The sequence below is a fragment of the Phyllobacterium sophorae genome, from assembly GCF_003010965.1.
GTDB classification, from domain to species: domain Bacteria; phylum Pseudomonadota; class Alphaproteobacteria; order Rhizobiales; family Rhizobiaceae; genus Phyllobacterium; species Phyllobacterium sophorae.
In genome coordinates, this window is the sequence record NZ_PGGM01000003.1 from 109,787 (window position 1) to 133,934 (window position 24,148).

21 protein-coding genes and 1 pseudogene are annotated in these 24,148 nt (G+C 55.8%); 10 read left to right on the top strand and 12 right to left on the bottom strand.

Translation table 11 applies throughout. The features are described from left to right. Nucleotides 1-60 precede the first annotated feature (60 nt). Together CU103_RS08340 and CU103_RS08345 are read left to right on the top strand one after the other, a co-directional pair. Nucleotides 61-438 (top strand): YciI family protein, encoded by a 378-nt coding sequence (locus CU103_RS08340; RefSeq protein WP_106663457.1) that lies wholly within the window; start codon nt 61-63, stop codon nt 436-438. Nucleotides 439-1,016: 578 nt separating this feature from the next. Next, complete coding sequence (locus CU103_RS08345) at nt 1,017-2,267, top strand: MFS transporter (RefSeq protein WP_106663458.1); 1,251 nt, start codon at nt 1,017-1,019, stop codon at nt 2,265-2,267. A gap of 180 nt (nt 2,268-2,447) precedes the next feature. Here the strand turns inward: CU103_RS08345 and CU103_RS08350 are convergent, their stop codons facing one another. Beyond that, entirely contained in the window at nt 2,448-3,890 is a 1,443-nt protein-coding gene (locus tag CU103_RS08350; RefSeq protein ID WP_106663459.1) for a mechanosensitive ion channel domain-containing protein, read from the bottom strand. Between the two features lie 460 nt (nt 3,891-4,350). Beyond that, nucleotides 4,351-5,385, bottom strand: coding sequence for a LacI family DNA-binding transcriptional regulator (locus CU103_RS08360; RefSeq protein WP_106663460.1), 1,035 nt, complete (start codon nt 5,383-5,385; stop codon nt 4,351-4,353). Between the two features lie 165 nt (nt 5,386-5,550). Between CU103_RS08360 and CU103_RS08365 the strand changes: the two genes are divergently transcribed. The 6 genes from CU103_RS08365 (at nt 5,551) to CU103_RS08390 (ending at nt 11,680) form a co-directional block, all read left to right on the top strand. Then, nucleotides 5,551-6,573, top strand: a complete 1,023-nt coding sequence (locus tag CU103_RS08365; RefSeq protein ID WP_106663461.1) for a Gfo/Idh/MocA family protein — start codon at nt 5,551-5,553, stop codon at nt 6,571-6,573. Between the two features lie 12 nt (nt 6,574-6,585). Beyond that, nucleotides 6,586-7,482 carry a sugar phosphate isomerase/epimerase family protein gene (locus CU103_RS08370; RefSeq protein ID WP_106663462.1) on the top strand — a complete coding sequence of 299 codons (897 nt, stop codon included), beginning with the start codon at nt 6,586-6,588 and terminating at the stop codon, nt 7,480-7,482. Nucleotides 7,483-7,599: 117 nt separating this feature from the next. Then, nucleotides 7,600-8,808: an ABC transporter substrate-binding protein gene (locus tag CU103_RS08375; RefSeq protein ID WP_106663463.1), complete on the top strand. Its 1,209-nt coding sequence runs from the start codon at nt 7,600-7,602 to the stop codon at nt 8,806-8,808. Between the two features lie 71 nt (nt 8,809-8,879). Then, on the top strand, nt 8,880-9,782 hold the full coding sequence (locus CU103_RS08380) for a carbohydrate ABC transporter permease (protein ID WP_106663464.1): 903 nt from the start codon (nt 8,880-8,882) through the stop codon (nt 9,780-9,782). Nucleotides 9,783-9,827: 45 nt separating this feature from the next. Then, nucleotides 9,828-10,607 carry a carbohydrate ABC transporter permease gene (locus CU103_RS08385; RefSeq protein WP_106663902.1) on the top strand — a complete coding sequence of 260 codons (780 nt, stop codon included), beginning with the start codon at nt 9,828-9,830 and terminating at the stop codon, nt 10,605-10,607. An 8-nt stretch (nt 10,608-10,615) separates the two neighbouring features. Beyond that, nucleotides 10,616-11,680: an ABC transporter ATP-binding protein gene (locus tag CU103_RS08390; RefSeq protein WP_170116996.1), complete on the top strand. Its 1,065-nt coding sequence runs from the start codon at nt 10,616-10,618 to the stop codon at nt 11,678-11,680. A 267-nt stretch (nt 11,681-11,947) separates the two neighbouring features. Here CU103_RS08390 and CU103_RS08395 read toward each other — a convergent pair whose 3' ends face one another. Beyond that, nucleotides 11,948-12,529 (bottom strand): TetR/AcrR family transcriptional regulator, encoded by a 582-nt coding sequence (locus tag CU103_RS08395; protein WP_106663466.1) that lies wholly within the window; start codon nt 12,527-12,529, stop codon nt 11,948-11,950. A 122-nt stretch (nt 12,530-12,651) separates the two neighbouring features. Here CU103_RS08395 and CU103_RS08400 point away from each other — a divergent pair, with 122 nt between their 5' ends. Further along, nucleotides 12,652-13,680 carry a saccharopine dehydrogenase family protein gene (locus CU103_RS08400; protein ID WP_106663903.1) on the top strand — a complete coding sequence of 343 codons (1,029 nt, stop codon included), beginning with the start codon at nt 12,652-12,654 and terminating at the stop codon, nt 13,678-13,680. 93 nt (nt 13,681-13,773) lie between these two features. Here CU103_RS08400 and CU103_RS08405 read toward each other — a convergent pair whose 3' ends face one another. The 3 genes from CU103_RS08405 to CU103_RS08415 are packed head-to-tail and all read right to left on the bottom strand — an operon-like array spanning nt 13,774 to nt 16,433. Continuing rightward, nucleotides 13,774-14,595, bottom strand: a complete 822-nt coding sequence (locus tag CU103_RS08405; protein WP_106663904.1) for an ABC transporter ATP-binding protein — start codon at nt 14,593-14,595, stop codon at nt 13,774-13,776. 25 nt (nt 14,596-14,620) lie between these two features. Further along, complete coding sequence (locus CU103_RS08410; RefSeq protein WP_245448673.1) at nt 14,621-15,619, bottom strand: ABC transporter substrate-binding protein; 999 nt, start codon at nt 15,617-15,619, stop codon at nt 14,621-14,623. 31 nt (nt 15,620-15,650) lie between these two features. Continuing rightward, nucleotides 15,651-16,433 carry an ABC transporter permease gene (locus CU103_RS08415; RefSeq protein WP_106663467.1) on the bottom strand — a complete coding sequence of 261 codons (783 nt, stop codon included), beginning with the start codon at nt 16,431-16,433 and terminating at the stop codon, nt 15,651-15,653. A gap of 544 nt (nt 16,434-16,977) precedes the next feature. Here CU103_RS08415 and CU103_RS08425 point away from each other — a divergent pair. Further along, a complete protein-coding gene (locus CU103_RS08425) occupies nt 16,978-17,637 on the top strand; it encodes a TetR/AcrR family transcriptional regulator (protein WP_106663469.1) in 660 nt (219 codons plus the stop codon). Nucleotides 17,638-17,863: 226 nt separating this feature from the next. On the opposite strand, the gene CU103_RS08430 is transcribed toward CU103_RS08425, so the two are convergent. The 6 genes and pseudogenes from CU103_RS08430 to CU103_RS08455 form a co-directional block, all read right to left on the bottom strand. After that, nucleotides 17,864-18,907: an amidohydrolase family protein gene (locus CU103_RS08430; protein WP_106663470.1), complete on the bottom strand. Its 1,044-nt coding sequence runs from the start codon at nt 18,905-18,907 to the stop codon at nt 17,864-17,866. A 159-nt stretch (nt 18,908-19,066) separates the two neighbouring features. Next, nucleotides 19,067-20,146, bottom strand: a pseudogene (locus tag CU103_RS08435) (ABC transporter ATP-binding protein); the annotation flags it as partial. A 34-nt stretch (nt 20,147-20,180) separates the two neighbouring features. Beyond that, on the bottom strand, nt 20,181-21,254 hold the full coding sequence (locus CU103_RS08440; RefSeq protein ID WP_106663472.1) for a Gfo/Idh/MocA family protein: 1,074 nt from the start codon (nt 21,252-21,254) through the stop codon (nt 20,181-20,183). A 1-nt stretch (nt 21,255) separates the two neighbouring features. Next, entirely contained in the window at nt 21,256-22,272 is a 1,017-nt protein-coding gene (locus CU103_RS08445) for a Gfo/Idh/MocA family protein (RefSeq protein WP_106663473.1), read from the bottom strand. 34 nt (nt 22,273-22,306) lie between these two features. Then, a complete protein-coding gene (locus CU103_RS08450; protein WP_106663474.1) occupies nt 22,307-23,191 on the bottom strand; it encodes a carbohydrate ABC transporter permease in 885 nt (294 codons plus the stop codon). Then, nucleotides 23,184-24,143 (bottom strand): carbohydrate ABC transporter permease, encoded by a 960-nt coding sequence (locus CU103_RS08455; RefSeq protein WP_162707215.1) that lies wholly within the window; start codon nt 24,141-24,143, stop codon nt 23,184-23,186. The genes CU103_RS08450 and CU103_RS08455 overlap by 8 nt, the downstream gene beginning before the upstream one ends. Nucleotides 24,144-24,148: the final 5 nt, after the last annotated feature.

A 24,148-nucleotide genomic window follows, 5' to 3' on the forward strand; every position in this document is an offset into this window, starting at 1 on the left:
TCAGTTCAGGACGTGCAATGGGGCCGAGACGAAAGTGATCGATGCACGAGAGGGACAACCATGTTCTACGCCATCTTGGCCTATCACGAGGAGGAAGTGGTCGAATCATGGACCAAAGAGGAGGACGCGGCGCTGATGGCCGAACTGCTCGAGGTCAATGATCGCCTCGTCCGTGAAAAGTGTCTGGGACCAGCTGCACGCCTTGGCCCGACACGAAGCGCCGTGACCTTGCGTGGGAAGGATGCCGGCATGATCACCGACGGCCCCTTTGCTGAGACCAAGGAGCAGTTGCTCGGCTTTTATGTGGTGGATTGCCCAACCCTCGAGGCCGCCGTTGCGACCGCGCGCGACCTGCGTCGTGCCAATCCAACCGCAGTCTATGAAATCCGACCAATTTTACTCTATCGCGCTGGTGCGCCGCTTCACGCCGAAGATTAGTCAGGCTGACGACCCAAGCCAGTCCAAGGCCCTTTGCGCGAGCAGATATATCACCGGCGTGTGCCCGCTAGACGGCAATACGCTCGCCTTTTGCGTACAAAGGAAACAGTTGGCTGCTTGATTTGAAGCGCCGGGGTGAGAGCAGATCGACACAAGTGAGGGTGTCGAGAATGGCGTGAGATGGGGCGCTCGCCGCCTCCACCTCTGTCCTCCTCATGCTGAACTTTCGGCTCGAAAAGGCATAGCCAGCGAGTTGACCGCTTTCTGCGACATTCAACTTGGGCTGGGTTGGTCTTGTTTGCGCCCTCAGCGCAGTATGGAGCGCGTTGCTTTGCCGTTATTAAGCTGAAGGCATGGTGGCATTGACGATGTGCAAATTTCTGTCTAGCTGTAACGTCATGAAGATCGCAATGGTTCTTGTCGTGGTAACAAAGCGCATGGGCAGGATGGGATAGCCATCCGGCGAAAGCACCCATGCGCGGTAAGCAGGCTCCTGACGGGGCCTTTTTTATGCCCGGAATTTGGGCCCGCGCCTCGTCAGATTTTCGCAGTAACCCCCTGACAAGACGGACATAACCATGAAGGACGACGATCCCATTCAGATTTCCTGCGCACAAATGGCCGAGGAACCGGTCATGACGCGAATTATTACTCCACCCCGACTAACCACCCTCATCTTCCTTTCAGCGCTCGCAGCGCTGCCGGTGAATATGATTTTACCGTCCCTGCCGAACATCGCTTCCACGTTCCAGGCTGATTTCGCGCTCGTCAACCTTTCGGTTGCCGGCTACGCGATCGTTACAGCCCTGACAGCACTCATCGCAGGTGCCTTGTCAGATCGATATGGGCGCAGGCCAGTCGTATTGCTGTCTGTCTGCATCTTCATTGCAGCGTCCATTGGCTGTGCTCTTGCGACCAACATTGGTGCCTTCCTTGTTTTCCGAGCGATGCAAGGCTCCATTTCTGCCTGCTATTCCGTGGCTCTCGTCATTATCAAGGAGACATCGGGTGAACGCAAAGCTGCAAGCAAAATGGGTTACCTCGCCATGGGATGGGCGATTGCACCGATGCTCGGTCCTCTCTTGGGTGGGCTGTTGGACGAGTTGTTCGGGTGGCGAGCGGGCTTTGCTGTTTTTGCGATCCTTGGTGCCGCTGTCCTCGCATTGTCTATGCGCGAGCTAGGAGAAACGGTCGCGCACGCGCCCGGATCAAATCGGGACTACCTTGCTTCGTACGGGCAGCTCCTCAGCTCGGCACGGTTGTGGGCTTATACTCTGTGTATGGCTTGCTCGATGGGTACGCTCTATGTCTTTTTCGGCGGGGCTCCGTTGACGGTTAATCAAGCGCTCGGCGGATCAAGTGCGAAACTTGGCTTCTATATGGGCATGGTGCCGGCAGGCTTTATCCTGGGTAGCTATTTAGCTGGCCGTTACGCCTCCCGGTACTCGCTGAGCACATCCCTTATTTTCGGGCGTGTTTTGACCTGCATCGGGCTGTCGATTGGCCTGGTCCTGTCGACATTGGGCAGTACCGATGTTCTTGCATTCTTTGGACCTTGCATGTTCATCGGCATCGGCAATGGGTTGACCATGCCCGCGGCCAATACCGGCGTGTTGTCCGTGCGGGCTGATCTTGCTGGCACCGCTGTGGGGCTGGCCTCGGCAATGACAATTGCTGGCGGAGCACTCATCGCCTCTGCTGCGGGTCTCTTTGTGACGGAAACAGTCCATACACTGCTCGCCATATTGCTGATATCGGCATCGCTCGCCTTGTTGGCGGCACTTTTCGCGGCTTTTGTCGACTGGCGGACTTTTAGGTCAGTTTCATAGTGAACGTCTGCTTGCGCCTCCGTTCTGGCCGGTGGCGGAAAACGCACGGGCATGGGCGAACCGTCCAAGCTTTACGCTATCGCCTCATGAAAGACGCTGGCGCACGACATTTCCACCAGCGCTTTGCAAAGCAGCTTTGAATGGATGCTCGAACATGCCTGGATATCAGGATCGCCCGGATTATCGGCCCCACAAACCCTGAACTTTACGGCGCAGGATGGATGCATGCTCCGCTTGAACAGGCCGATTGTCCGTTGCTGCCACATTCCTCGCAAGGCTGGAAAGGTGGCGGGTAAGGTTCTCTTGGATTTCAGGATGATTTCCCAACAACGACACCAAGGCCGCTCCGTCAATCTCATAGGCTTCGAGCACCGTCAAAGCCTCGTATTTGGTGTCCTGGCGGACGATCCCATCGATCTGACCGAAAATGGCGCCCGGTGCGAGTCGTAGAACTTCCATGCCATCACAAAGTGCCGATACAGCTCCCGAGCGGACGATCATCAGGCCCGGCGTATGATCCGCCCCATGGAAAAAGAGCTGTCCGGGGGCATACCGCTCTAGTGTCGCCGACGCTTCGAGCTTCTGCAGTTCTTCCTGTTTAAGACCGGCGAAGATTGGGATCGACTGCAACACTTCCTGCAACGACTCTGGAAGGGCACGACCAGCGTCAAGATTGTCGATAAGGATGGCAGACGACGGCGGTAGGGCAAGAAATATCCCGGTCGCCATACATTGACGGTAGGCGAGATCCAGAAGCTCGTTTTTGGCAGGAATTCTATCTGCGGGATGTCTGACGCGGAATTGCAGATCAATCTCGATGGCAAAGGCATCGACGCCCTTGAGCGCGACGACGGGAGCAGGATCATGAACGATGTAGTTTGCTCCAATCATGGCTTGCTGCATTGTTTCGACGACAAAGGTCGGGGTGCGCGTCGGCTTCACACGGAGCGTCAGAACCACCTGATGCGTCTCGTCAGGACGGCTGATATTCGTCAGCCCGATCTTAGCCAGGAAACTGTTGGGCAAAACGACGATGTTGTTGGCCGGCGTCAGGATATGGGTTGAACGCCAAGTGGTCTCCACGATCCGTCCTTCAGTGCCGTCGCTTAGTATGATCCAGTCACCGATTCCATACGGACGTCCCAATGTGAGCGCCAGGCCGGAAAAGACATCGTTGAGCGTGCTTTGCAAGGCAAGCCCGAGGATGATGGCGATGACACCGGAGGTCGCAAGGAGCGTTCCTATCGCAAAGCCAAATACGAAGGCGAGAACCGAAAGCATGACCCCGAGGTAGACTACGGCGATGATCAGGTCCTGTAACAACCGTGCTTCCCGCGGCCTGCCGTCGAGAACAATGTAAATGCGGATAAAACCGATCACGGCCCAGGCCAGATGCACCCACCACAGCATCTTGGCGGCAAGGAGCATACCGCCGCCTTCTGGCTCGAACTGGTCGGGGGAGATACCGTTTCCAAACAGTATTGCCGTCATGGTGGAGAAGAATGCGATCTGGACGATGAGGCGCGCGTTGGGACGACCACGCCCTTGCAAATGCCACGTGATGATGCCTGCAACACCCAGAGCAACAATCTGAAAAGGAGGTGAGACAAGCAGATCATACATGGTGGGTTTCTCCTAAGGGTGGCTCATGAGGCCCGGACATGATTTGTGGCCGGCCGACTTTGTTAACTCTACTTCAGCGGCAAGACGAGCTCCTTTTCATCACTATTGACGATGAAGACCGCAAGTAGTTTTTGCCGGACCGGTTTTACTATCGTTCGCACTTACGCCATGCCTGTCGCCTGGCGACTCCGAAAATCTTCCTCCGGCTGGAGAGATTTTAAACGGGCCATCGTTGACTTGGCTGCGGATTTCGCACCCTCCAGTCGGTCGCATAGATGATACCGAAGTGAGTTGAGCATATCCTGCAGAGAAGCCGCCGGGGCCACAGTCACGAACACGCCTTTGATATTCTTGCTCGGCACGCAACTCGTGGTCATAACCCAGCGTGACCTTGGAGGTGTCTCCAGCAGTGGAAATTTTTGGCTCGCAAGCTAGGAATGTGGCAGCCAAAACACGCCAATCACGTTCCACGCCAAAGTCGATCGCTTTCGCCGGGTACCAATTCCATCGGCCAAACTAGCTCAATCCTGCCCTGCGGATAATTGCTCATGAATGCCGGCATGGTTGAAAGCAATGCTTCAGCCAGCTTTATGCCAAGATCACGCAGGGAAATTCGAAAACAGGTCAATGTCGGTGACAGAAAGCGGCTTTGCGTGCTTTCGCGGAAACCAACAACAGCAACATCGCGACCCGGATGAATCCCTGCTTCATAAAAACGCCTGTAAAGACCGATGGCCATATTCTCGTTCACGAGAATGACTGCCGTGGGCATTTGCTTTTGCGCCAGCATCCCACTGGCGACCTGGTAACCGCCTTCTTCATTGCTGTGTGCACGCAGAACAAGTTCAGGATCAAAATGGATGCCACTCATCTTGAGGGCGCGCTTGTAGCCATCCTGGAAAACATAGCCAAGATTGATATCACTGGCAGGAACACCGATGGCGATCCGGCGATGACCAAAGTGCACAAGGCGCGCGACAGCCGTTGCCGCGACCCCTTCAAAATCAAGATCGATCCAAGGATAGCTCCCTCGGGTCGCACTGCGCCCAAGAGCCACAAAAGGAATTTTACGCTCCAATAGGAAGCTTATGCGCGGATCGTTGCGGGTCGTTGCCGAAATGATCAGTCCGTCTACAAACCGGCGCCCAACGACGCGGTTGAGGTAGGTGGCGGGATCCTCATCGGTTCCACACAACAGTGCCACAAGATCGAGATGATGGCGCCTGAACACAGATTGCACGCCCTCGAACACCGGCATAAAGAAGTTACCGCCACTGTCAGCGCTTTCAATGGTCGATTCGATCATGAAGCCAATCGTGTTGGTGGTGCCCTGCCGCAAGCTGCGGCCTGACTGATTGGGCACATAGCCGAGTTTCTTGGCCGCAACCAGTACACGTTCGCGTGTTTCTGGATTAACGTCCGACTTGCCGTTCAGGGCCCGCGACACGGTACCAATCGAAATATCGAGATGGCGGGCAAGGTCCCGAATACTCACGCTTTTTCTCCCTTTACCGATTCGTTCTAAGCGCCTTCCCTCATAAAACACCCAAATGAGGGATTGACAAAAACAAAACGCCGATATGAAATCGTAAACGTTTACGGAGTCCAATTGCAATCGATTTAATCGGTTTAACCATGGATTTCGTCGGGAGGAGATTAGATGCAACGTGCCGTTTTAGTCGGCTGCGGAGCCATGAGCAAAGCCTGGTTCGAGGCAGTTGGCGCCCTTGGGGACATCGATATCGTCGGTGTTGTCGATTTAGACACAGACCGTGCTGAAGCGCGGGCCACGGAGTTTGGCCTCACCTCCGCCCTCATCGGCAACAACCTTGTGAAAGTTTTGGCCAAAACCAGCCCCAACCTGCTTTTCGATATCGTGGTACCCGCCGCACGGCACGCAACTGTTGCAGCCGGACTGGAAGCCGGTTGCCATGTTCTTTCCGAAAAGCCCATGGCCGAAACCCTGGCAGAGGCCCGCGATCTCGTTTGGCGTGCACGTGAGGCAGGCCGGATTCACGCCGTTGTGCAAAACCGGCGCTACCTTGCCCAAATCCGCCGTATCCGCAGACTGATCGAATCAGGCGCTATCGGCGAAGTGACCAGCATCCATTGCGACTTCTTTCTCGCTCCGCATTTTGGCGGCTTTCGCGAGGAAATGCCTCACGTTCTGTTTCTTGACATGGCGATCCACACCTTCGACGCCGCGCGCTTTATGGCCGGTGAAGCCGCCACGGCCGTTTACGCCCGTGAATGGGAGCCGGCCAATTCGTGGTACAGCCAAGGATCATCGGCAGCCGCCATATTCGAGTTTTCCAACGGCGCGGTTTTTACCTACCGCGGCAGCTGGTGCGCAGATGGTTTGCGCACAAGCTGGGAAAGCGCATGGCGTATCGTGGGTTGCAACGGGACTGTTGTCTGGGACGGGCATGATGACATTAAGGCCGAAGCCGTCACCTCCGGCAAAAACGGCCTTTTTTCCGGGGTGGCCGCCGTCGGGGTCCCTCCCCTCGATGCGTCTGATCGCGTCGGCGGCCACCTCGGAGTCATGCAGGATTTTATTGTCGCCACAAAGGGCGGGCCCGTACCGGAAACGGTCGGCACGGAGAATATCAAGAGCCTGGCCATGGTGTTCGGTGCAATTGACAGCGCCGAGTCCGGCCGGCGTATCGAAATTACGATCTGAAGGAGCATTCGAGTGAGCGACCCGGCAAAAGCCATCCGTATCGGCACCATGATCAAGGGTAATACACCCGATCCCGCCGCTTATGTCAAAAGCATCCTGCCGCATGGTTTCGAAAGTATCGAACCCTTCTTCTGGCAGGTGATGAACAAGGATCTGTCGCGGCTGGCGGCAGAGCTGAAAGAGGCAATTGGCGATGCGGATGTGACAATATCAACGCTCGGCATGTTCGGCAATCCGCTCGAGGATACTGAAATTGACCGCGAAACCCTCAAAGGCTGGGAAGCGCTGATCGACAATGCCCACCTTTTCGGCGCAACCACGATTGCAGGCTTTACGGGGCGAATTCGCGGCAAACCGATTGAGGAGAGCTTGCCACAATTCCGGCGGGTCTGGACCGAACTCGCCATGCGTGCCGCCGACAAGGGCGTGAAGCTGGCCTTTGAAAACTGCGCCATGGATGGCAATTGGGCAAGCGGTGACTGGAACATTGCCCACACTCCCGATGCCTGGGAGATGATCTTCAACGAAGTTCCCGCTGACAATCTTGGTCTCGAATGGGAACCATGTCATCAGATGATCTATCTCATCGACCCGCTGCCGCAGATCCGCAAATGGGCGCCGAAGATTTTCCATGTTCACGGCAAGGACGCAACGATCCGCTGGGAAGTCATTCGCGAGCACGGCATCTTCGGCAAGGAAAAGTTCGTGTTCATGCGTTCGCCGGGTTTTGGCGACACCAACTGGGTGGATGTAATTTCTGAACTGCGCCTCGCAGGCTGGTCGGGATCGATCGACATCGAAGGCTGGCATGATCCGGTCTACCGCAACGAACTGGAAATGACCGGACAGGTCCATTCGCTCAATCATCTGAAACAAAGTCGTGGCGGCGCATTCGTCGCCAATCCTTGATTTCCCCAAGCGGGCCCGCTGCCGGACGGGAGTTCCGGAGACAACACAACGCCAATACCGGGAAAACGTGCCAACAAGAAGCATCCAAATCCGGTCCAGCCACACGAGGAGGAAGCGATGAAACGCATATCACATTGGATCGCAGCTGCTGCGCTGCTCATTTCCGGTGCTGCTCAAGCCGAGCCGGTGACATTGGACATTTGGACGATCGATCGGCCAGATCAGTATATGTATCTTTTGAAGGATGAATTCGAGCAGGCCCATCCCGACATCAAGCTAAACATCAAAACCGTTCAGTTTCGCGACATGGTCAATGATCTGGCACGCGCCACCGCGACCGGGGAATCGCCCGATGTGACCTACATTGACAATCCGGAAGTTGCGCTGTTTGCCTCCCGCGGTCTGTTGCTCGATCTTAGCGCGATGCTGGCGGAATCAAAAGTCATCAAGAAGGACGATATCTTCCCCGGTCCCCTCTCATCGGTGACCTGGGATGACAAGATTTACGGTGTTCCCCGCGGCGCCAATACAATCGCGCTTTACTACAATGCCGACATGTTCAAGGCGAAAGGGCTCGATCCCGACAAACCGCCCAGGACATGGGATGAACTTTACGCAGCCGCCAAGAAACTCAATGATCCAGCCAAGAATGTCTATGGTCTGGCATTTTCCGCGGTCGCTACAGAAGAAGGCACGTTCCAGTTCCTGCCCTGGCTGCAGATGGCAGGCGGCGACTACAACAAGGTCGACACGGAAGGCGGCGAGAAGGTTCTGAACTTCTGGGGCAAGCTCATCGACGAAAAGCTCGCTTCTCCAGATACCTTGATCCGCAGCCAATATGATTCAACTGGAACATTCAACGCTGGCAATGCGGCGATGGCGATCTCGGGCCCGTGGGAATTGCCGCGCATGGGACGGGAAGCAAAATTTGACTACCGCGCTGCCCTTCTGCCGGTACCCCGGGACGGTGCCACCCGTGCATCTGCCCTGGGCGAAGGCGACAATGTTATTCTTGCCAAGAGCGAACATCCCAAAGAGGCCTTCATCCTCCTCGAATTCCTTTACAGCAAAATGCCTGATGTCTGGAACCGCTTCGGTTTTGTCCCGGCGGCGAACGTACAGTCGAACAATCCTAATAATCCCGCGATCTATGCAGTGTTCGAAGAGAGCATGAAATATGCCCGCAATCGCGGTCCGCATCCCGAGTGGCCAAAAATATCGAAGGCGATCTACACCGCCATTCAGTCATCTTTGACGCATCAGAGCGATGCGAAGACGGCGCTTGCTGCCGCGCAAAAGCAGATCGACGGCGTTTTGAACGACTAGGGCTGTTGTCTGTCGCTTTCCCGCCAATGCGGGGAGCGACATCTCAATTGAAGCGGCGAGCGGAGGACGCGATGCAGGGCATTATCAGAACCATCCGGGATGGCAGTGGATTTGACATCCTGCTGCTTGGACTTGCCCTTGTTTATTTGGTTGCGTTTTCCGCCTTTCCGATCATCTACAATATCATCATGTCACTGCAGACCGTCGACATGTTTACGATCACCTCCTTCAAGCGTCCCTTTGTTGGCCTGGAGAACTACTCCACTATTTTCGCGCAGCCGATTGCCGCGACCGTTTTGTGGAACACCGTGCAATTCGTCGTGTTGTCGATCGTGTTCCAGCTTTCGATTGGCTTTGGCCTTGCGCTCTTCTTCCAGCAGGATTTTCCGGGCGCGACCTATTTGCGCGGCCTGTTCCTTGCCGGATGGATTATGCCGGCGCTCGTCGTGGGCGCCATCTGGAAATGGCTCTTTGCCGGTGATTTCGGCGTTATCAACTATGTGCTGACGGCACTTGGTCTCACCGATGATCGCATCTTCTGGCTATCGGATCCGAATGTCGCCCTCTACGCCGTCATCATTGCCAATATCTGGCTCGGTATTCCCTTCAATATGATTTTGCTTTCGGTAGGCCTTGCCAGCATTCCGCGTGATGTCTACGAGGCGGCGGAACTGGACGGTGCCGGTCCCCTTGAACGCTTCCGATCAATTACCCTGCCTTTGATGCGAGCGCAGCTTGGCGCAGTCATTTCGCTCGGCGTCATTTTCACGCTGCAACAATTCGATCTGATTGCTGCGCTGACGCAAGGCGGCCCGGCCGACAGCTCCAATGTCGCCCAGTACTGGTCGTGGCAACTGTCTTTCCAGACTTATGAGATATCCCTCGGCAGCGCCGTTTCCGTGCTCATGATTCTCTTCGTTATCATCGTTGCCGCAGCCTATGTCCGATCCACTCGTCACGAACACAGCTACTGAAGAGAGGCACCCGTGAAACGCTACGTCCTCCTCGTCATCGGTCTGATGATGACGGCAACCTATCTGTTTCCGCTCTATTGGATGTACCTGACGGCCCTGAAGGGCAGCAGTGAGATCTTTCAATATCCGCCAACGTTCTGGCCTAGCGATCCACAGTGGAATTTTCTGGAGATCTGGAAGAACCGCGACATGGGTCGTTACATCTGGAATTCATTGCTCATCGCCATCGGCGTTACAATTCTGGTGACAATGCTTGGGACCGGATGCGCCTACGTCTTATCGCGTGTTCGCAACGTGTGGATGGAGATCGCTCTGTTCGCGATCCTGATGATGCAGGTTTTGCCATCTTCGTTGATGGTGACGCCGATATTCGTCATGTTCAATCAGATCGGTCTTTTGGCCAGCCCGCGCATTGCGGTCATCCTGGCGCAAACCGCCAAGGTGCTGCCCCTCTATATCGTGCTTTGCCGTGCCACTTTCGTGCAGGTACCGCGTGAACTTGAAGAGGCTGCGCTCGTCGACGGGTCATCGCGCATTGGCGCGTTCTTCCGGATTATGCTGCCCTTGGCGCGCAACGGCATTCTGGTCACATCCGTGCTGATCTTTCTGCAATCCTTCGGCGAATATGTTTATGCCCGTTCGCTGATCGCCAAGAACGAACTGCAGACAGCAACGGTGGGTCTGCAGACGTTCATGGGCCCCAATGCCAATGACTGGAACGGCATCATGACCTACGCGGCTATCTATGTAACGCCCATCCTGATCGTATTCATGCTGTTGCAACGGCGTATCGTCAGCGGCCTCACCGCCGGCGCGCTTAAATGAGGTGAATCATGTTCCAGATCGAGATCGACAATCTGAACAAGCATTATGGCGGGTTCCACGCGCTTCGGGACGTCAACATTTCCATCAAACAGGGCTCGTTCGTCGCCCTTGTCGGACCGTCCGGCTGCGGTAAGTCGACGTTGCTGCGCACCCTCGCCGGGTTGGAGAAAACCAGCTCCGGCGATGTCCGTATTGCCGGTCAAAGCGTCATCGGCAAACCTCCGCGTGAGCGCGACGTCGCCATGGTGTTTCAGTCCTACGCGCTCTACCCGCATATGGATGTCGAGCACAATATGAACTATTCGATGCGCCTGAAGCGCCGTCCCAAGGACGAAATTGCCGAGCGTACACGAACCGCCGCAGAGACCCTCGGTCTTTCCCGTCTGTTGGATCGTTTGCCTAAAGCCTTGTCGGGCGGTCAGCGGCAACGCGTTGCCATGGGCCGGGCCATTGTGCGCAATCCGAAAGTGTTCCTGTTCGATGAACCGCTCTCCAATCTCGATGCCGCGCTGCGCGTCCACATGCGCAGCGAGATCCGCAAGCTGCATGAGCGCCTGAACGCCACATCGGTCTACGTCACGCACGATCAGGTCGAGGCGATGACCATGGCCGACCATGTCGTCGTTATGCGCGCCGGAATTATCGAGCAACAGGGAAGTCCGCTTGAACTCTATGACCGTCCGGCGAACAAGTTTGTCGCCGGTTTCATTGGCTCACCGGCAATGAACTTCCTGCCTGCGACCGCAGCCGACAATGGGGCGTTGGTGCTGGACAGCGACAGCGTCCGTATCGGTTTCAATCGCGATATCGCTGCTGGCCGGCAAGTCTGGATCGGCATGCGGCCCGAACATCTATCCCTGAAGCCGGGCGTCAACGACATGACCATTGGGGCCACCGTTACCGGCATTGAGTCAACGGGAAGTATGACCTTCGTGGTTCTTGCGGTCGCATCGCAACCAGTCGTTTTGGCCCACGCCGGCAGGCCCGAGGCTTGCAAAGGTGACCAGGTCCGCTTGCATATCGCCTTGGACAATCTGCATTTCTTCGATCGAGAGACAGAGCTGGCAGCATAGCGGTTCAGCAATTTTATGTTGATAGTTCGCTGAAAGCGAACGCTGCCTAGACGACTTTGAGCAATAGCGATTACAATTATTCCAGCGCGTCGGCTTTGACAAAGTCTATACTGTCGGAACTGCCCGCAATGCGACCATCAGCTCGCCTCCATCTCTCAAAGGGCCTGTCCTCCTTGTCGCTCTAAAATGTCCCTTTCTGTTCTGGCCAGCCTCGCCGTCCTGCCCTCCGACAATGCCAAGGATGAGTGTTGGTGGGTCAAGCGTCGCTCAACTTTGACTTGCCTGAAGCAGAGCGTTGGCCGCCTGCTGTAGCAGCGGCTTCGCCTCCCCGGCGTCGAACATCTGTGAACTGACAAACGCGCCATTGATAAGTAATGCGAACTGCCCAGCAAGTTCTGCGGGCCTGTTCGCCCCCAGTTGCTCAGCCAGTTCATGAAGTCGCCGCCTCAACTCGGCTTTATGCGCGGCAGCTACCTTGCGGGCAGGATGCTCTATTTCAGCAAATTCAGCTGCAACATTGATTTGCGGACAGCCACGATAAGCTGGGCGATTGACACGCTCGCCGATCCAATTGAGGTGAGACTCCAACTCTCCTTTTGGATCGCCAACATGCATTTGAGCGACCTTGTCCCAAGTGTCCCAGAAGTCTTTGTCCTCGCGCTCGAGGAATGCCGCGACGAGATCGTCTTTTGTGCGGAAGTGTCGATATAGGCTCGTCTTCGCAACTTCGGCCTTTTCGACTATGAGGTCCACGCCAACCGCGCGGACGCCTTGCTTGTAAAAAAGCTCGGACGCCGTCTCCAGAATGCGCTGGCGAACCTCTTGCAAGTTTAACTCCGAATTCTTCACGCGTCCTCCGTTTGTTTCATGGCGCCGGTCATCAAGAATCTTTCTGTATCAAAAAAACCCTTGACGCGCTACAGACCTGTACGTATAGCAACAGACAGGTCTGTAGCATCAAGGGGATGAAGATGGCTAACCAGAAAAATGAAAATGCAGCGATCGCAGTGTATGGCGCCAACGGGCACACCGGAAAGTTCGTGCTATCCGAACTGGCGCGCAGAGGCTTGAAGGCGCTGGCCGTCGGTCGGAGCGCCGCGAAGTTGGCTCACGCCGGCACCCAAGCCGTCGAAATTCGCGAGGCGTCAATCGAAGACGCCAATTCGCTCGACAGGGCATTTTTGGGAGTAACAGCCGTTATCAATTGCGCCGGCCCGTTTTTGGACACGGCCGATGCGGTGGCCACAGCAACTTTGCGGGCGGGTGCCCATTACTTTGATGTGACGGCGGAACAGGCCAGCGCATTATCGACGTATGACACCTTCGATAATGACGCAAGGCAAGCCGGGCTGGTTTTTATACCTGCCATGGGGTTCTACGGCGGTTTTGCGGATTTGCTTGTGTCAGCACTACGCGGTGATTGGGACTCGGTCGACGATATTCGGATCGGCATCGCGCTGGATAGCTGGCATCCGACAATCGGCTCCCGCAATACCGGAGCGCGCAACACTGCTCGGCGATTGGTGGTCGCCAATGGGCGGTTGGCACCAGTGTCTCTGCCGGCTGCAGTGCAGGAATGGAAGTTTCTCCAACCATTCGGCCCTCAACAAGTCATCGAACAGCCATTCTCGGAGATTTCCGTCATCAACCGGCATCTGCGCAGCACGGAGATTCATACATATCTTAATGAGACTGGTTATCGAGACGTCCATGATCCGAGCACGCCGCCACCTGCGCCGGCTGATGGATCAGGTCTTTCGGCGCAGCGCTTCATGGTCGAGGTCATGGTTCGGAAGGTGAACGAAGAGCGCCACATTTCCGCTTTTGGTCGCGACATCTACGCCTTTACCGCCCCGCTCGTATGCGAGGCAGTTCAGCAAGTTCTTGCGGGTAAAGCGCGCGTACGCGGGGCGCAGGCGCCTGGCGCTGTCTTCGACGCGCTCGAATTCCTCAACGCCCTGGCGCCTGACCAGCTGTCTTTCCAGACTTCGGGTATCTAGCGGTCAGGCGCCTCCCTGCCCCGCACCTTGCGGGCCCGTTGGCAAATTGCAAAAACGCCTGCCGCTTAAGCGTCAGGCAGCCAACGCGACGGTTTAGTGGTCGTCCAAAGACCCTTGCGCATAGAAATGGGCGCGGATCATTCGCGTATAGGAGGCAAATTCCGGGGTAGCCATTACATTCAACGAACGCGAGCGCGGCAAATCAATGTCATAAGTTGCCGCAATTGACCCTGGACGTTCACTCATCACGATGACGCGGTCGGAAAGAAAGACTGCCTCCGGGATACTATGGGTAATGAGCAGGACTGTCTTTCGAGATTCAAGCCAGATGCGTTGAAGTTCGATGTTCATCTTCTCCCGGGTCATTGCATCCAATGCGCCGAACGGTTCGTCCATTAACATGACCGCCGGATCGTGCAGCAAGGCTCTGCAGATCGACGCACGTTGCTGCATGCCGCCGGAAAGCTGCCATGGATATTTTTTCTCAAAGCCTTTCAGACCGGCCATCTCGATAAGCTGCTGCGCGCGCTTTCGCGCCGCAGCCATATCCATTCCCCGCATTTCGGCCTGAAGCAGAATATTGTTGCTCACATTCCGCCACGCCATGAGCACAGCATTTTGGAAAACAATGCCGACATTCGTCTGTGGCCCAACGATGCGGCGGCCACCGATTCTTATTTCACCTCCTGAGGCGGGCGCGAGGCCGGCGACCAGTTTGAGCAACGTGCTCTTGCCGCAGCCCGAGGGACCGACCACGGAAACGAACTCACCTTCGTTGATGGAAAGGTCTATCGGGCGCAATGATTCCGTGGGGCCATCGCGCCCTGGATAGGTCTTCGTTACTCCCCGTACTTCGATTAACGGCACGTGGATTTTTGGAGGTTGGGCGGTTGGGCGCGCAGCGTCTTTCTTCATCGAAACAGCTAACATCCTCGACCTTTCACGGTAGAAACTCGTTCGTAAAGAACTTCGAAGCGTTCATCTCCGATTTGTCGATGCCACCGGTATCGACCATGGTTTGGATTGTCTTTTCCATCGCCTGCGAGCTTACCCGAAGTGGCTTTTGGCCGACTGTATCCTGTGTATGGAACAGCGGGATGGCTGTTTTCAGCCCCGACATCAGGCTTTCCTTGGCACCCGCTTTGGGAAAGGCGACCAGCAACGCATCCACCGCCGCTTCGGGTTCCTTGACCGCATCCTCGAACGCCAGCGTCGCTGCCCGCAGGAACCGCCGGATCATTTCGGGGTGTTCTTTCAATGTAGCAGTATTGACGATAAACGACGATCCGACGCTGTCGACCCCGTGATCGGCAAAAAGCATCAAGCTGACCGGCTTCTTGGTGACGAATTCGATCTGGTTCCCCTGATCCGTCGCAAAACCAAGCAGGGCATCTGCTTGACCGTTGATGACTGCATTGATCTTCGTCTTCGCGTCGCCAGTCACCGTTTTGTAATCGGTGTCCTTTAGTCCATTCTTCTCCAAAAACAGCGGCCAGGCTTGCGATGGGGAGTCGCCCGCCGTCATCGCGATGGTTTTACCCCTGATGTCTGACGGTTGAAGTATCTTTTTTTCACTGAGGCTAATAACTGCGAAGGGGCTGCGCTCCAGGGCCGAACCGACCGATATGACTGGCGCGCCCTTTGAAACGAGCTTCATCATCGTGGTGATGTCGGCAAAGCCAATGGTTACGTTTTCCGCCGCGACGGCCTGGACGGTCGGTCCGGAACCCTTCCCCTCCTGTACTTCCAGGTCCAGCCCCTCTTTTTCAAAGTAACCCTTTTGCTTTCCCAGTAAAATGGGAGCATGCAAACCCGTCGCATACCAGTTCAGCATGAGCGTTACCTTGTCGAGGGATTGTGCCCTCGCCGAGGCGACGACGATCGCCGTTACCATGGCGGCAGCGATGCAGGCCTTGAGCGAATTGCCGACTTTCATCATTCTCCTCCTATGATGATTCACACCGAATTTGTTAATGCACTTGCGTGGAATCCAACCTGTTGGAGACATGCCACGGCAAAAGGTATTTCTCCAACGCGTCGATAGTCATGAAGAGAATCACCCCCATGAGGGACAGGACGATCAATGCGGCAAACATCAGCGGCAGATCGAAGTTGCCGTTGGCACGCTGCAAGACGTAACCGATACCCGCGTTTGATCCCACGAATTCGCCGACCACTGCGCCAACGACTGCCAAGGTAACGGATACCTTCATGCTGGAAAAAATAGCCGGCATGGCATTCGGCAGGCTAACTTTGTAGAACATCTTCCAGCGTGAGCCGCCCATCGATCTGACAAGATCGACCATGTCGGCCTCCAGTGACTTGAACCCCATGACTGTCGAAACCACCACGGGAAAGAAACCCAGCAGAAAGGCAACGATAATCTTTGGCAAAATGCCGAAGCCGAACCAGACGACAAACAACGGCGCTATCGCGACCTTGGGAACGCTTTGGGAGAAAACAAGCAAAGGGTAGAGGTAGCTTTCGACAGTTCGCGAATATGCAATCAGCATAGCAAGCGGAACGCCGATAAGGACTGAAAGTGCAAATCCGCCGAGGGTGGCGACCAAAGTGGGAACTGCCTCTGCCAGGAGCATCGGTCCCTCGAGGACGAGTTGCTCAAGGACCTGCCACGGCGGCGGGACAAGATAGGCCGGTACATTCAACAGCCTGACTGAAATATCCCACACGACGATGACGATGGCCACCAAGAGGATCGGTCGGAGCCAAGCTGAATTAAAAGCGTTTCGCATACGCATTCCTCCGGGCATTGTCTGGCAACGACTACGCCAATGCAATCGTCAGCAACTGAAGTGCCAATCAAACGATTGTCCGTCCACCGTCGCCCCGAGGGCTAAATTCGTATTCACGCACTGCCGAAATGCCGCGATATCGCAGCAAATCAACAAGGCTCGTGAACACGAGTTCCTGCGAAGGGACTTGGATGATCGGCTGATCAGGACTGGCGACTGCAGATCGTTTAGACGTGCATTCGGCGGCGGACTGTTTGCTTCCCATTGAAATGTTCCTCCCTTGGAGTAACTCAATAGTTACTTTTTGTCTTAAGAGTTGTCAACAGTTTGTAAGAAGGTGTCCCCTGCGAATGATAAAAGCGCATAGCGTCGGCATTTTCAAAGTCGGTCCCCTTAAAACGCCTGTCACATCCTGGATAACTATATGGTTACGGCACTTGGCTTGTTGTTGTATTTGTGACAAGTTAATATTCGAAAAAAGGGACTCGAGGTCTCAATTTGAAATCGGGTGTCAAACATGTTGCATGTTGTTCTGGAGTGAAAAGTGACTGAGCAGGGAACGGCAGACCCGGAACGCAAAGCACGCGCGCCCAGCGCGCGAGCCGACGCCACAAAAAAGCGCATCTTGAGCGCGGCAATCGAACAGTTCACCTTGAAGGGACTTGCAGGCGCGAGGGTCGACGAAATCGCCGACGCCGCTCGGGTGAACAAGCGCATGCTCTACGCCCATTTTGGCAGCAAGGAGGAACTGTGGCTCGCCGTTCTTGAGGATGCCTATAGTCGCAAGCGCAACGAAGAACGCTTACTGGAAGTCGGCTCACTGCCCCCGGAACGGGCCATGGCACTTCTCGTGGCATTCAACCTGAGGTATGTCGTTGAGCACCCGGAGTTCGTGCGCATCCTCAACGAAGAAAACCTGCACCAGGCAAGCTATATCCGGCAAAGCCGATTTGTGAAAAGCCTTTACCCGCCGCTGCTGGAGCTGCTGGACCAAGTCCTGCTCGACGGAGTCCGCAAAGAAGTTTTCCGCGAGGGGATATCGCCGATGCAACTATACATCACGATTGTAAGTCTCGGTCACTTCTATGTCGCCAACCAGTACACCCTTTCGACAATATTCGATGTCAATCTTATGCACTATAACGCCCTGGCGGAACGGGAAGCGCACAACATCGACGTTGTCTTAAGGTATCTGGCCAAGTGAATGTTTAGCTTTGCGAATTTTGGCAAGGTCCAGAATCACATTCCCCACCCCCCGCTTTCAAAACGGTCGCGCGTCTTACCAGCGAAAGAAGTATCTTTCTGTAACATCAGGTATTTCCTTCGCGTAGTTTCGCAAACACCTTGCCCCTTGCCCTCGTGATTGTATCCCGCAGAGCTGCAGCTGAGCTGGTTCGAGGAACGTCAATTTCCGCCCGACATTGCGTGCTTTAAAATTGGGGCGTGAAGCTGGGCCTTGAGAAGTTTTGCGCGTTGCGATTTGCAATACGGGCAAAATCAGACGCCGAAATACCCAGCCCTTGGATCGATTTGAGTGTTTCCCGCACCAGATAGGAACCGCCTTCGGCATCGAACGGAAAATCGCTTGCGAACATGACATGATCGATTCCAAAGAAGTCCAGGCCGCAGCGGAGTGCGCCCGTCGCTCCCGAGAGGGCGGTATCGCCAAAATACGCCTTGAAGTAAGTCAAAGCCGGATGTCTTAGCGGGACTGGCAGCAAATCCGCATCTGACGGTGGCGTGCGCGCACCCATTTCCAACCCCCAACCCTGTTCGATGCGCCCCGCAAAGAAGGGAATCATTCCACCCATATGATGAGTTAGAATTCGAAGGTGTGGATGGCGGTCCAACAGTCCGGAGAAAACCAATCGCGACAGCGCAACTGTGGTTTCATAAGGCCAGCCGAAGCACCACCAGATTTCGTATTTCGACTTCTTCTCGGTTGGATAGTCGGGTACCGGACCGCGGATCGGGTGTAACCAAATCGGACGCCCCGATGCGGCAAGGGTGTCCCATATGGTGAAGAATCTCGGATCATCCAAGGGAATTCCTTGCACATGTGAAGGCAACTGAAACCCAATGGCGCCCATATCCAAAGCTCGCTGGATCTCGCTACAAGCGGCCTTGGCGTTCATGAGCGATACCCCCGCCACGAAATAGGGAAAGCGATCAGGATATTGGGCGACCAGTGCGGCCAAGCCGTCGTTCATCAGTCGCGCCAGCGTTTGAGCTTCGCTCGGATCGGCAATTTCGTCAAAGGCGGGCATGGACGGCGTGAGGATCTGCTTGTAGCCGCAAAATTGATCCATCAAGCGGAAACGTTCATCCAAATCGTATAGGGAACGCAGCGTCATCCAGCGCTTTAACGGCCCCGATGCGTTCGAAACAGTGTTGAGTTTTGCGAAATATGCCTGCGGAAAGATGTGCGTCCAGGCATCCAGCAAATGCGGCTCCGAAGTCTGATCGTTGTCCAAGGTGCTTCCCTACCCTAACGTCCAACCGGACGACCTACGCATCGCCAATCCTCAGGAGGAAATCGCAAGCTACGACAGCCCTGTCGTCTAGCTTGCAGCATGGTAACGATCTGAAACAGAACCTCCGCCATTGGCGGCCGCATGTTCTTCATGCGCTTGAATGGCCACGCCATCGGCGCTGAATACGTGGCAGCGGGCCGGGTCGAAATAAACCTTGATATTTGCGCCGTGCTCCACGTTCTGCTGGCCATCCAGCGCGACGGTCAACTGCTGGCCATCGGGCGTGGTCGTATAGAGCATCGTCGCGCCGCCGAGATTCTCGACCAGATCGACATTAACGGTAGCCAGTGCGATACCCGCCTCCCTGTCGGCAACCAGATGCTCAGGCCGGATGCCAAAGGCGACCTTATCTTCTTTCGTGCCGCCCTTCAGCTGCCATGGCAGACGCATCTTATTTCCACCGACACAAAGATCAGTATGGTTGGCACTGATTTCCTCGATGCGGGCATCAAGGAAGTTCATCTTCGGACTGCCGATAAAGCCGGCCACGAAACGGTTGACCGGGTTGTTATAGAGTTCCAAAGGCGCACCGACCTGTTCGATCCGGCCAGCGTTTAACACGACGATCTTGTCAGCCATGGTCATCGCTTCGACCTGATCGTGGGTGACATAGATCATGGTATTGCCGAGCTTGCGATGAAGGCGCGAGATTTCCACCCGCATCTGCACGCGAAGTTCCGCATCGAGGTTGGAGAGTGGTTCATCGAACAGGAAGATGCGCGGCTCGCGTACAATGGCACGACCGATCGCAACGCGCTGACGCTGCCCGCCGGAAAGCTGCTTGGGTTTGCGTTCAAGAAGTTTCTCGATCTGCAGGATCTGCGCGGCGCGGCGCACACGCGGTTCGATTTCAGCTTTCTTGTATCCGGCGGTTTCCAGACCAAAGGCGAGATTTTTATAGACTGACATGTGCGGATAAAGTGCATAGGACTGGAACACCATGGCGATGCCGCGTTTGGCTGATGCCACCTCGTTCATTCGCTCCCTATCAAGAAGCAGCGCGCCACCGCTGATTTCCTCCAGCCCGGCGATCATGCGCAGCAGGGTCGACTTCCCGCAGCCCGAAGGGCCGACGAAGACGACGAATTCGCCAGGTTCAATGTTGAGGTCGATGCCGTGGATGACGTCGACAGTTCCATAGCGCTTTTCAACCTTTTCAAGAACTACACTGGTCGACATGTCCCAAATCCTCTCTTTCGACTGATCTTAGACCTCATCGCGTGGTTGCACGCCATTTGGCATATTTCGGGCTGTCACCCTTGATTGGAAGCGTCACTTCGCAACCCGCGTCGGAAGACTGGTAGATGGCCGTGACGAGTTCCAACGCGTCGCGCGCATCGCGACTTGTGACCGGAAGCGGGCCCTGCCCGTTCAGATGGCGGTGAAAGTGCCGCATCTGCGTCGTGAAGCGCGGGGCAACCGGCGTCCAATCTGCAATCAGGGCATCAATCTGCCCCTGGACCTGGTCGTTGGCCGCGATGATCCTCCAGGGATCCTTGCCGGGTGCATAAGGCTCATGGCTGCTCTCAAAAGTGACATTTTGAAAGTGGAGCCGCAGCCGGCTGATCTCCTCCTGAGATCCGAGCGTGCACGACAGCGAAACGAGCGCCCCACTTTGCATAAGCAAGCTGGCTGAAGCGCAATCTTCAACTTCAATATCGTTGACCCGCGTGCTGACCCGGCCGAAGACCTTCGACACTGGCCCCATCAGATGCATCAGCATGTCATGTTGATGCAGCGCATGTGTCACCAGCACGCCGCCAAGTTCCGTCTCCCATTTGCCGCGCCAGGGCACAGCATAGTATTCCGGAGTCCGTAGCCAGAAAGTCTCTACCGATCCAAGATAAGGCTTTCCGGCCACGCCGGCCGCGATGATACGTTTTGCCTTCTCGATGCCGTCGCCATAACGGTACTGGAAGATTGGCATCAATACCCCTTTTGCGACCCTCTCTGCTTGCATGATCGCATCAACGCCAGCGAGCGATCCAGTCAATGGCTTTTCACAGATCACGTGCTTGCCGGCGCGAAGCGCCGCAATGACCTGTTCAAGGTGGATCCCGGGCGGTGTACAGATATCGATGATATCGATGGTCTCGTCGGTCAGGAGTTCGTCGAAGGATGCGGTACGGCGAGCGATGCCGAATTCGTCGCCAACCTCTTTGAGCCGCACCTCGTTGAGATCGCAGATCGCGGTGATCTTGAACATGTCCGGATGAGGCAGGTAGCCTTCGATGATATGCGATCTGCCGATGCCGCAGCCAACGACGGCGACTGTTTTGATACTCATTTCAATATCTTTCCTGCTTGCTCTCGGCCATTTGCTGTGCGGTCAACGCAAGTTCCATTGCCGCAAAGCAGCGCTCCTGTGACATGGCGGTTTGAGTGCGATCGCGTATATCGGCCAAAAACTGCTGTCCGAAAGGTAATTCGAGCTTTGAGCAGTCAACATGCTGCACACCCTGCCGGTCCGTCAAAAACAGGTGATCGCCGCCGGGCCGCCCCGCGAGGTCGACGGCCTTGCGGATTTCAATAGCGCCGGTCGTTCCGATAATGAAAAGCCGGCCATCGCCCCAGGTCGGCATCCCGTCTGGCGTGAACCAGTCAACATGGACCGTCCCCGTGGCTTTGCCGGTGGTCAGGTGAATATCGCCGCTGTCCTGAAGCTCAGGCCGATCGGCATTGGCGTGATTGCCGATACTGGCCGAAAGGACGCGCGCTTTATCGGAACCGGTAAAGAACAGGAATTGCTCACATTGATGCGAAGCAATGTCGGTGAGAATGCCACCATATTCGGCGCGGCGGAAAAACCAGTCGGGACGCGTTTCTCGTCTAAGCCGATGCGGGCCAAGGCCCGCCGTATGCACAACCTCGCCGATAGCACCGGCGGCAACAAGCTGCCCGGCCCTGACCGTCGCCCGGCTCTCAAAATGTTCGGAATAAAGCACTGAGAAGATTTGCGCCGTTTCCGCCTGCACGGCACGGACGGCCTTGAGCTGATCGAAACTGACCATCGCTGGTTTGTCGACCAGCACATCTTTGCCGTGGCGCATCGCGGATACTGCCAGCTCCGCTCGCCGGGCCGGGATCGCCGCGGAAGTAATGAGGCTGATGGACCGGTTTTCAAGAATCTCCTGCAGAGATGCAGTTCGCGGCACATCGGCGTAGGTGGCAGAAAATTCTGCCGCAAGCCCATCATCTTCTTCGTGGAAAGCGACGAGCCTGGCCCCGGCCCGCAACAAGCAATTGACCTGGCCGTAGATGTGATTGTGATTAAGGCCGACGGCCGCAAAAAGCAGTTCACTCATGGATTTCTATACCTTGAAAATTGAAACGGCCCCGTCACCGCTTCATTCCCGTTGTGGCGATGCCCTCGATGAGCAGGCGCTGGAAGAACAGGAAGAAGAAAAAGACGGGAACGAGTGACAGCGTCGACATTGCGAAAAGCCCACCCCAATCCGACGTGCTGCTCGAGTCGACGAATGTGCGCAGCCCCAGCTGGATCGTGTAGTTGTTCATGTCATTGAGATAGATCAGCGGACCGAAGAAATCGTCCCATGTCCAGATAAACGAGAAGATTGCAGCCGTCGCCAGAACCGGCAAGGAGAGCGGGAGCATGATTTTCCAGTAGATCCGCCATGGACTGCATCCATCCATCATCGCGGCCTCGTCGAGTTCGCGCGGGATGCCGCGGAAGAACTGCACCATCAAAAAGATGAAGAATGCATCCGATGCGAGGAACTTGGGCACCACCAGTGGCAGGTAGGTGTCCACCCAGCCAAGATTAAGAAAGAGCACATATTGGGGGATCAGCGTCACATGATAGGGAATCATGAGCGTGCCGAGCATAATTGCAAACCAGAAGTTGCGGCCCTTGAACCTTAGTCGGGCGAACGCGTAAGCTGCAAGCGAACAGGCCATGACGTTGCCCGTGACCGTCAAAACCGAGACGACAAGCGAGTTCCAGAAGAAACGGCCAAAGGATATGTCGAGCCCGAACCAACCGCGGATGTAGGAGCTGAAATCCACCGACGATGGCAAAAGCGACGTCGAGGAGAAAATTTCGTCTTCCGGCCGTATGGAGGCCGAGACCATCCAGAGCAAAGGATAAATCATCGCAATGGATGCTGCGATCAGCGCGGCGTGAATGAGCACGCTTGCCATCGGGTTGCGTCCGCTCACGGGTGGCGGCGGTGCCGTCACGGAGGTCATCGGCGTGTCAGTCATCGTAATGTACCCAGTAGCGCGATGTGAGGAAGGAGAAGGCGGTGAAGATTGCGATGATCACCACCAGGATCCAGGCCAGCGCGGAGGCGTAACCCATGCGGAAATTTCCGAATGCCTCCTGATAGAGGTAGAGCGTATAAAACAGCGTCGAGTTGATTGGTCCGCCGGTGCCACCGGAAATGATAAAGGCCGGCGTGAAGGCTTTGAATGCATCGATCGTCTGGACAACGGCATTGAAAAAGATCACGGGCGTGAGAAGCGGCAACGTAATCTTGTAGAACTGGCGGAATTTGGAGGCGCCGTCGAGGCTGGCGGCTTCATACATGTCGGTGGGAATTTGCCGCAGACCGGCGAGGAAGATGATCATCGGTGAGCCGAATTGCCACACGCTAAGGGCGACAAGCGTATAGATCGAATAGTTCGGATGGGAAATCCAGCTTGGTCCTTCGATGCCGAACTGTGACAGAGCTGCGTTGACCAGCCCGTCGCCGGCAAACAGTTGCCGCCACAAAACGGCAATGGCAACACTGCCGCCAAGAAGCGAGGGCAGATAGAAGATGGCGCGATAAAAAGTCAGCCCTTTCACGCCGCGGTTAAGGGCTATAGCGACGAGAAGTGCGAAGGTGAGCTTAAAGGGCACGGAAAGAACCACATAGGTGAGGGTTACCTGCATGGCTGCCGCGAATTTCGGATCTGCGGTGGCGATCCGGACATAGTTCGCCGCACCCGTCCATTGCGGAGCGCGGATCAGGTCGAAATCTGTGAAAGATAGATAAAGTGACACCAGGGCCGGTCCGAGGGTCAGCCCGAAGAAGCCTAAGAGCCAGGGCAAAAGGAATAGATATCCTGGTGCGTTGCTGGCCCAAAGGCGTGCCAGACGTCCCCTGGCCCTCACACTCTGGTGTCTTTCTACAGCTATGTCGGCGGCAGATGCGTGCGTTGCCGTGTTCATGCGCA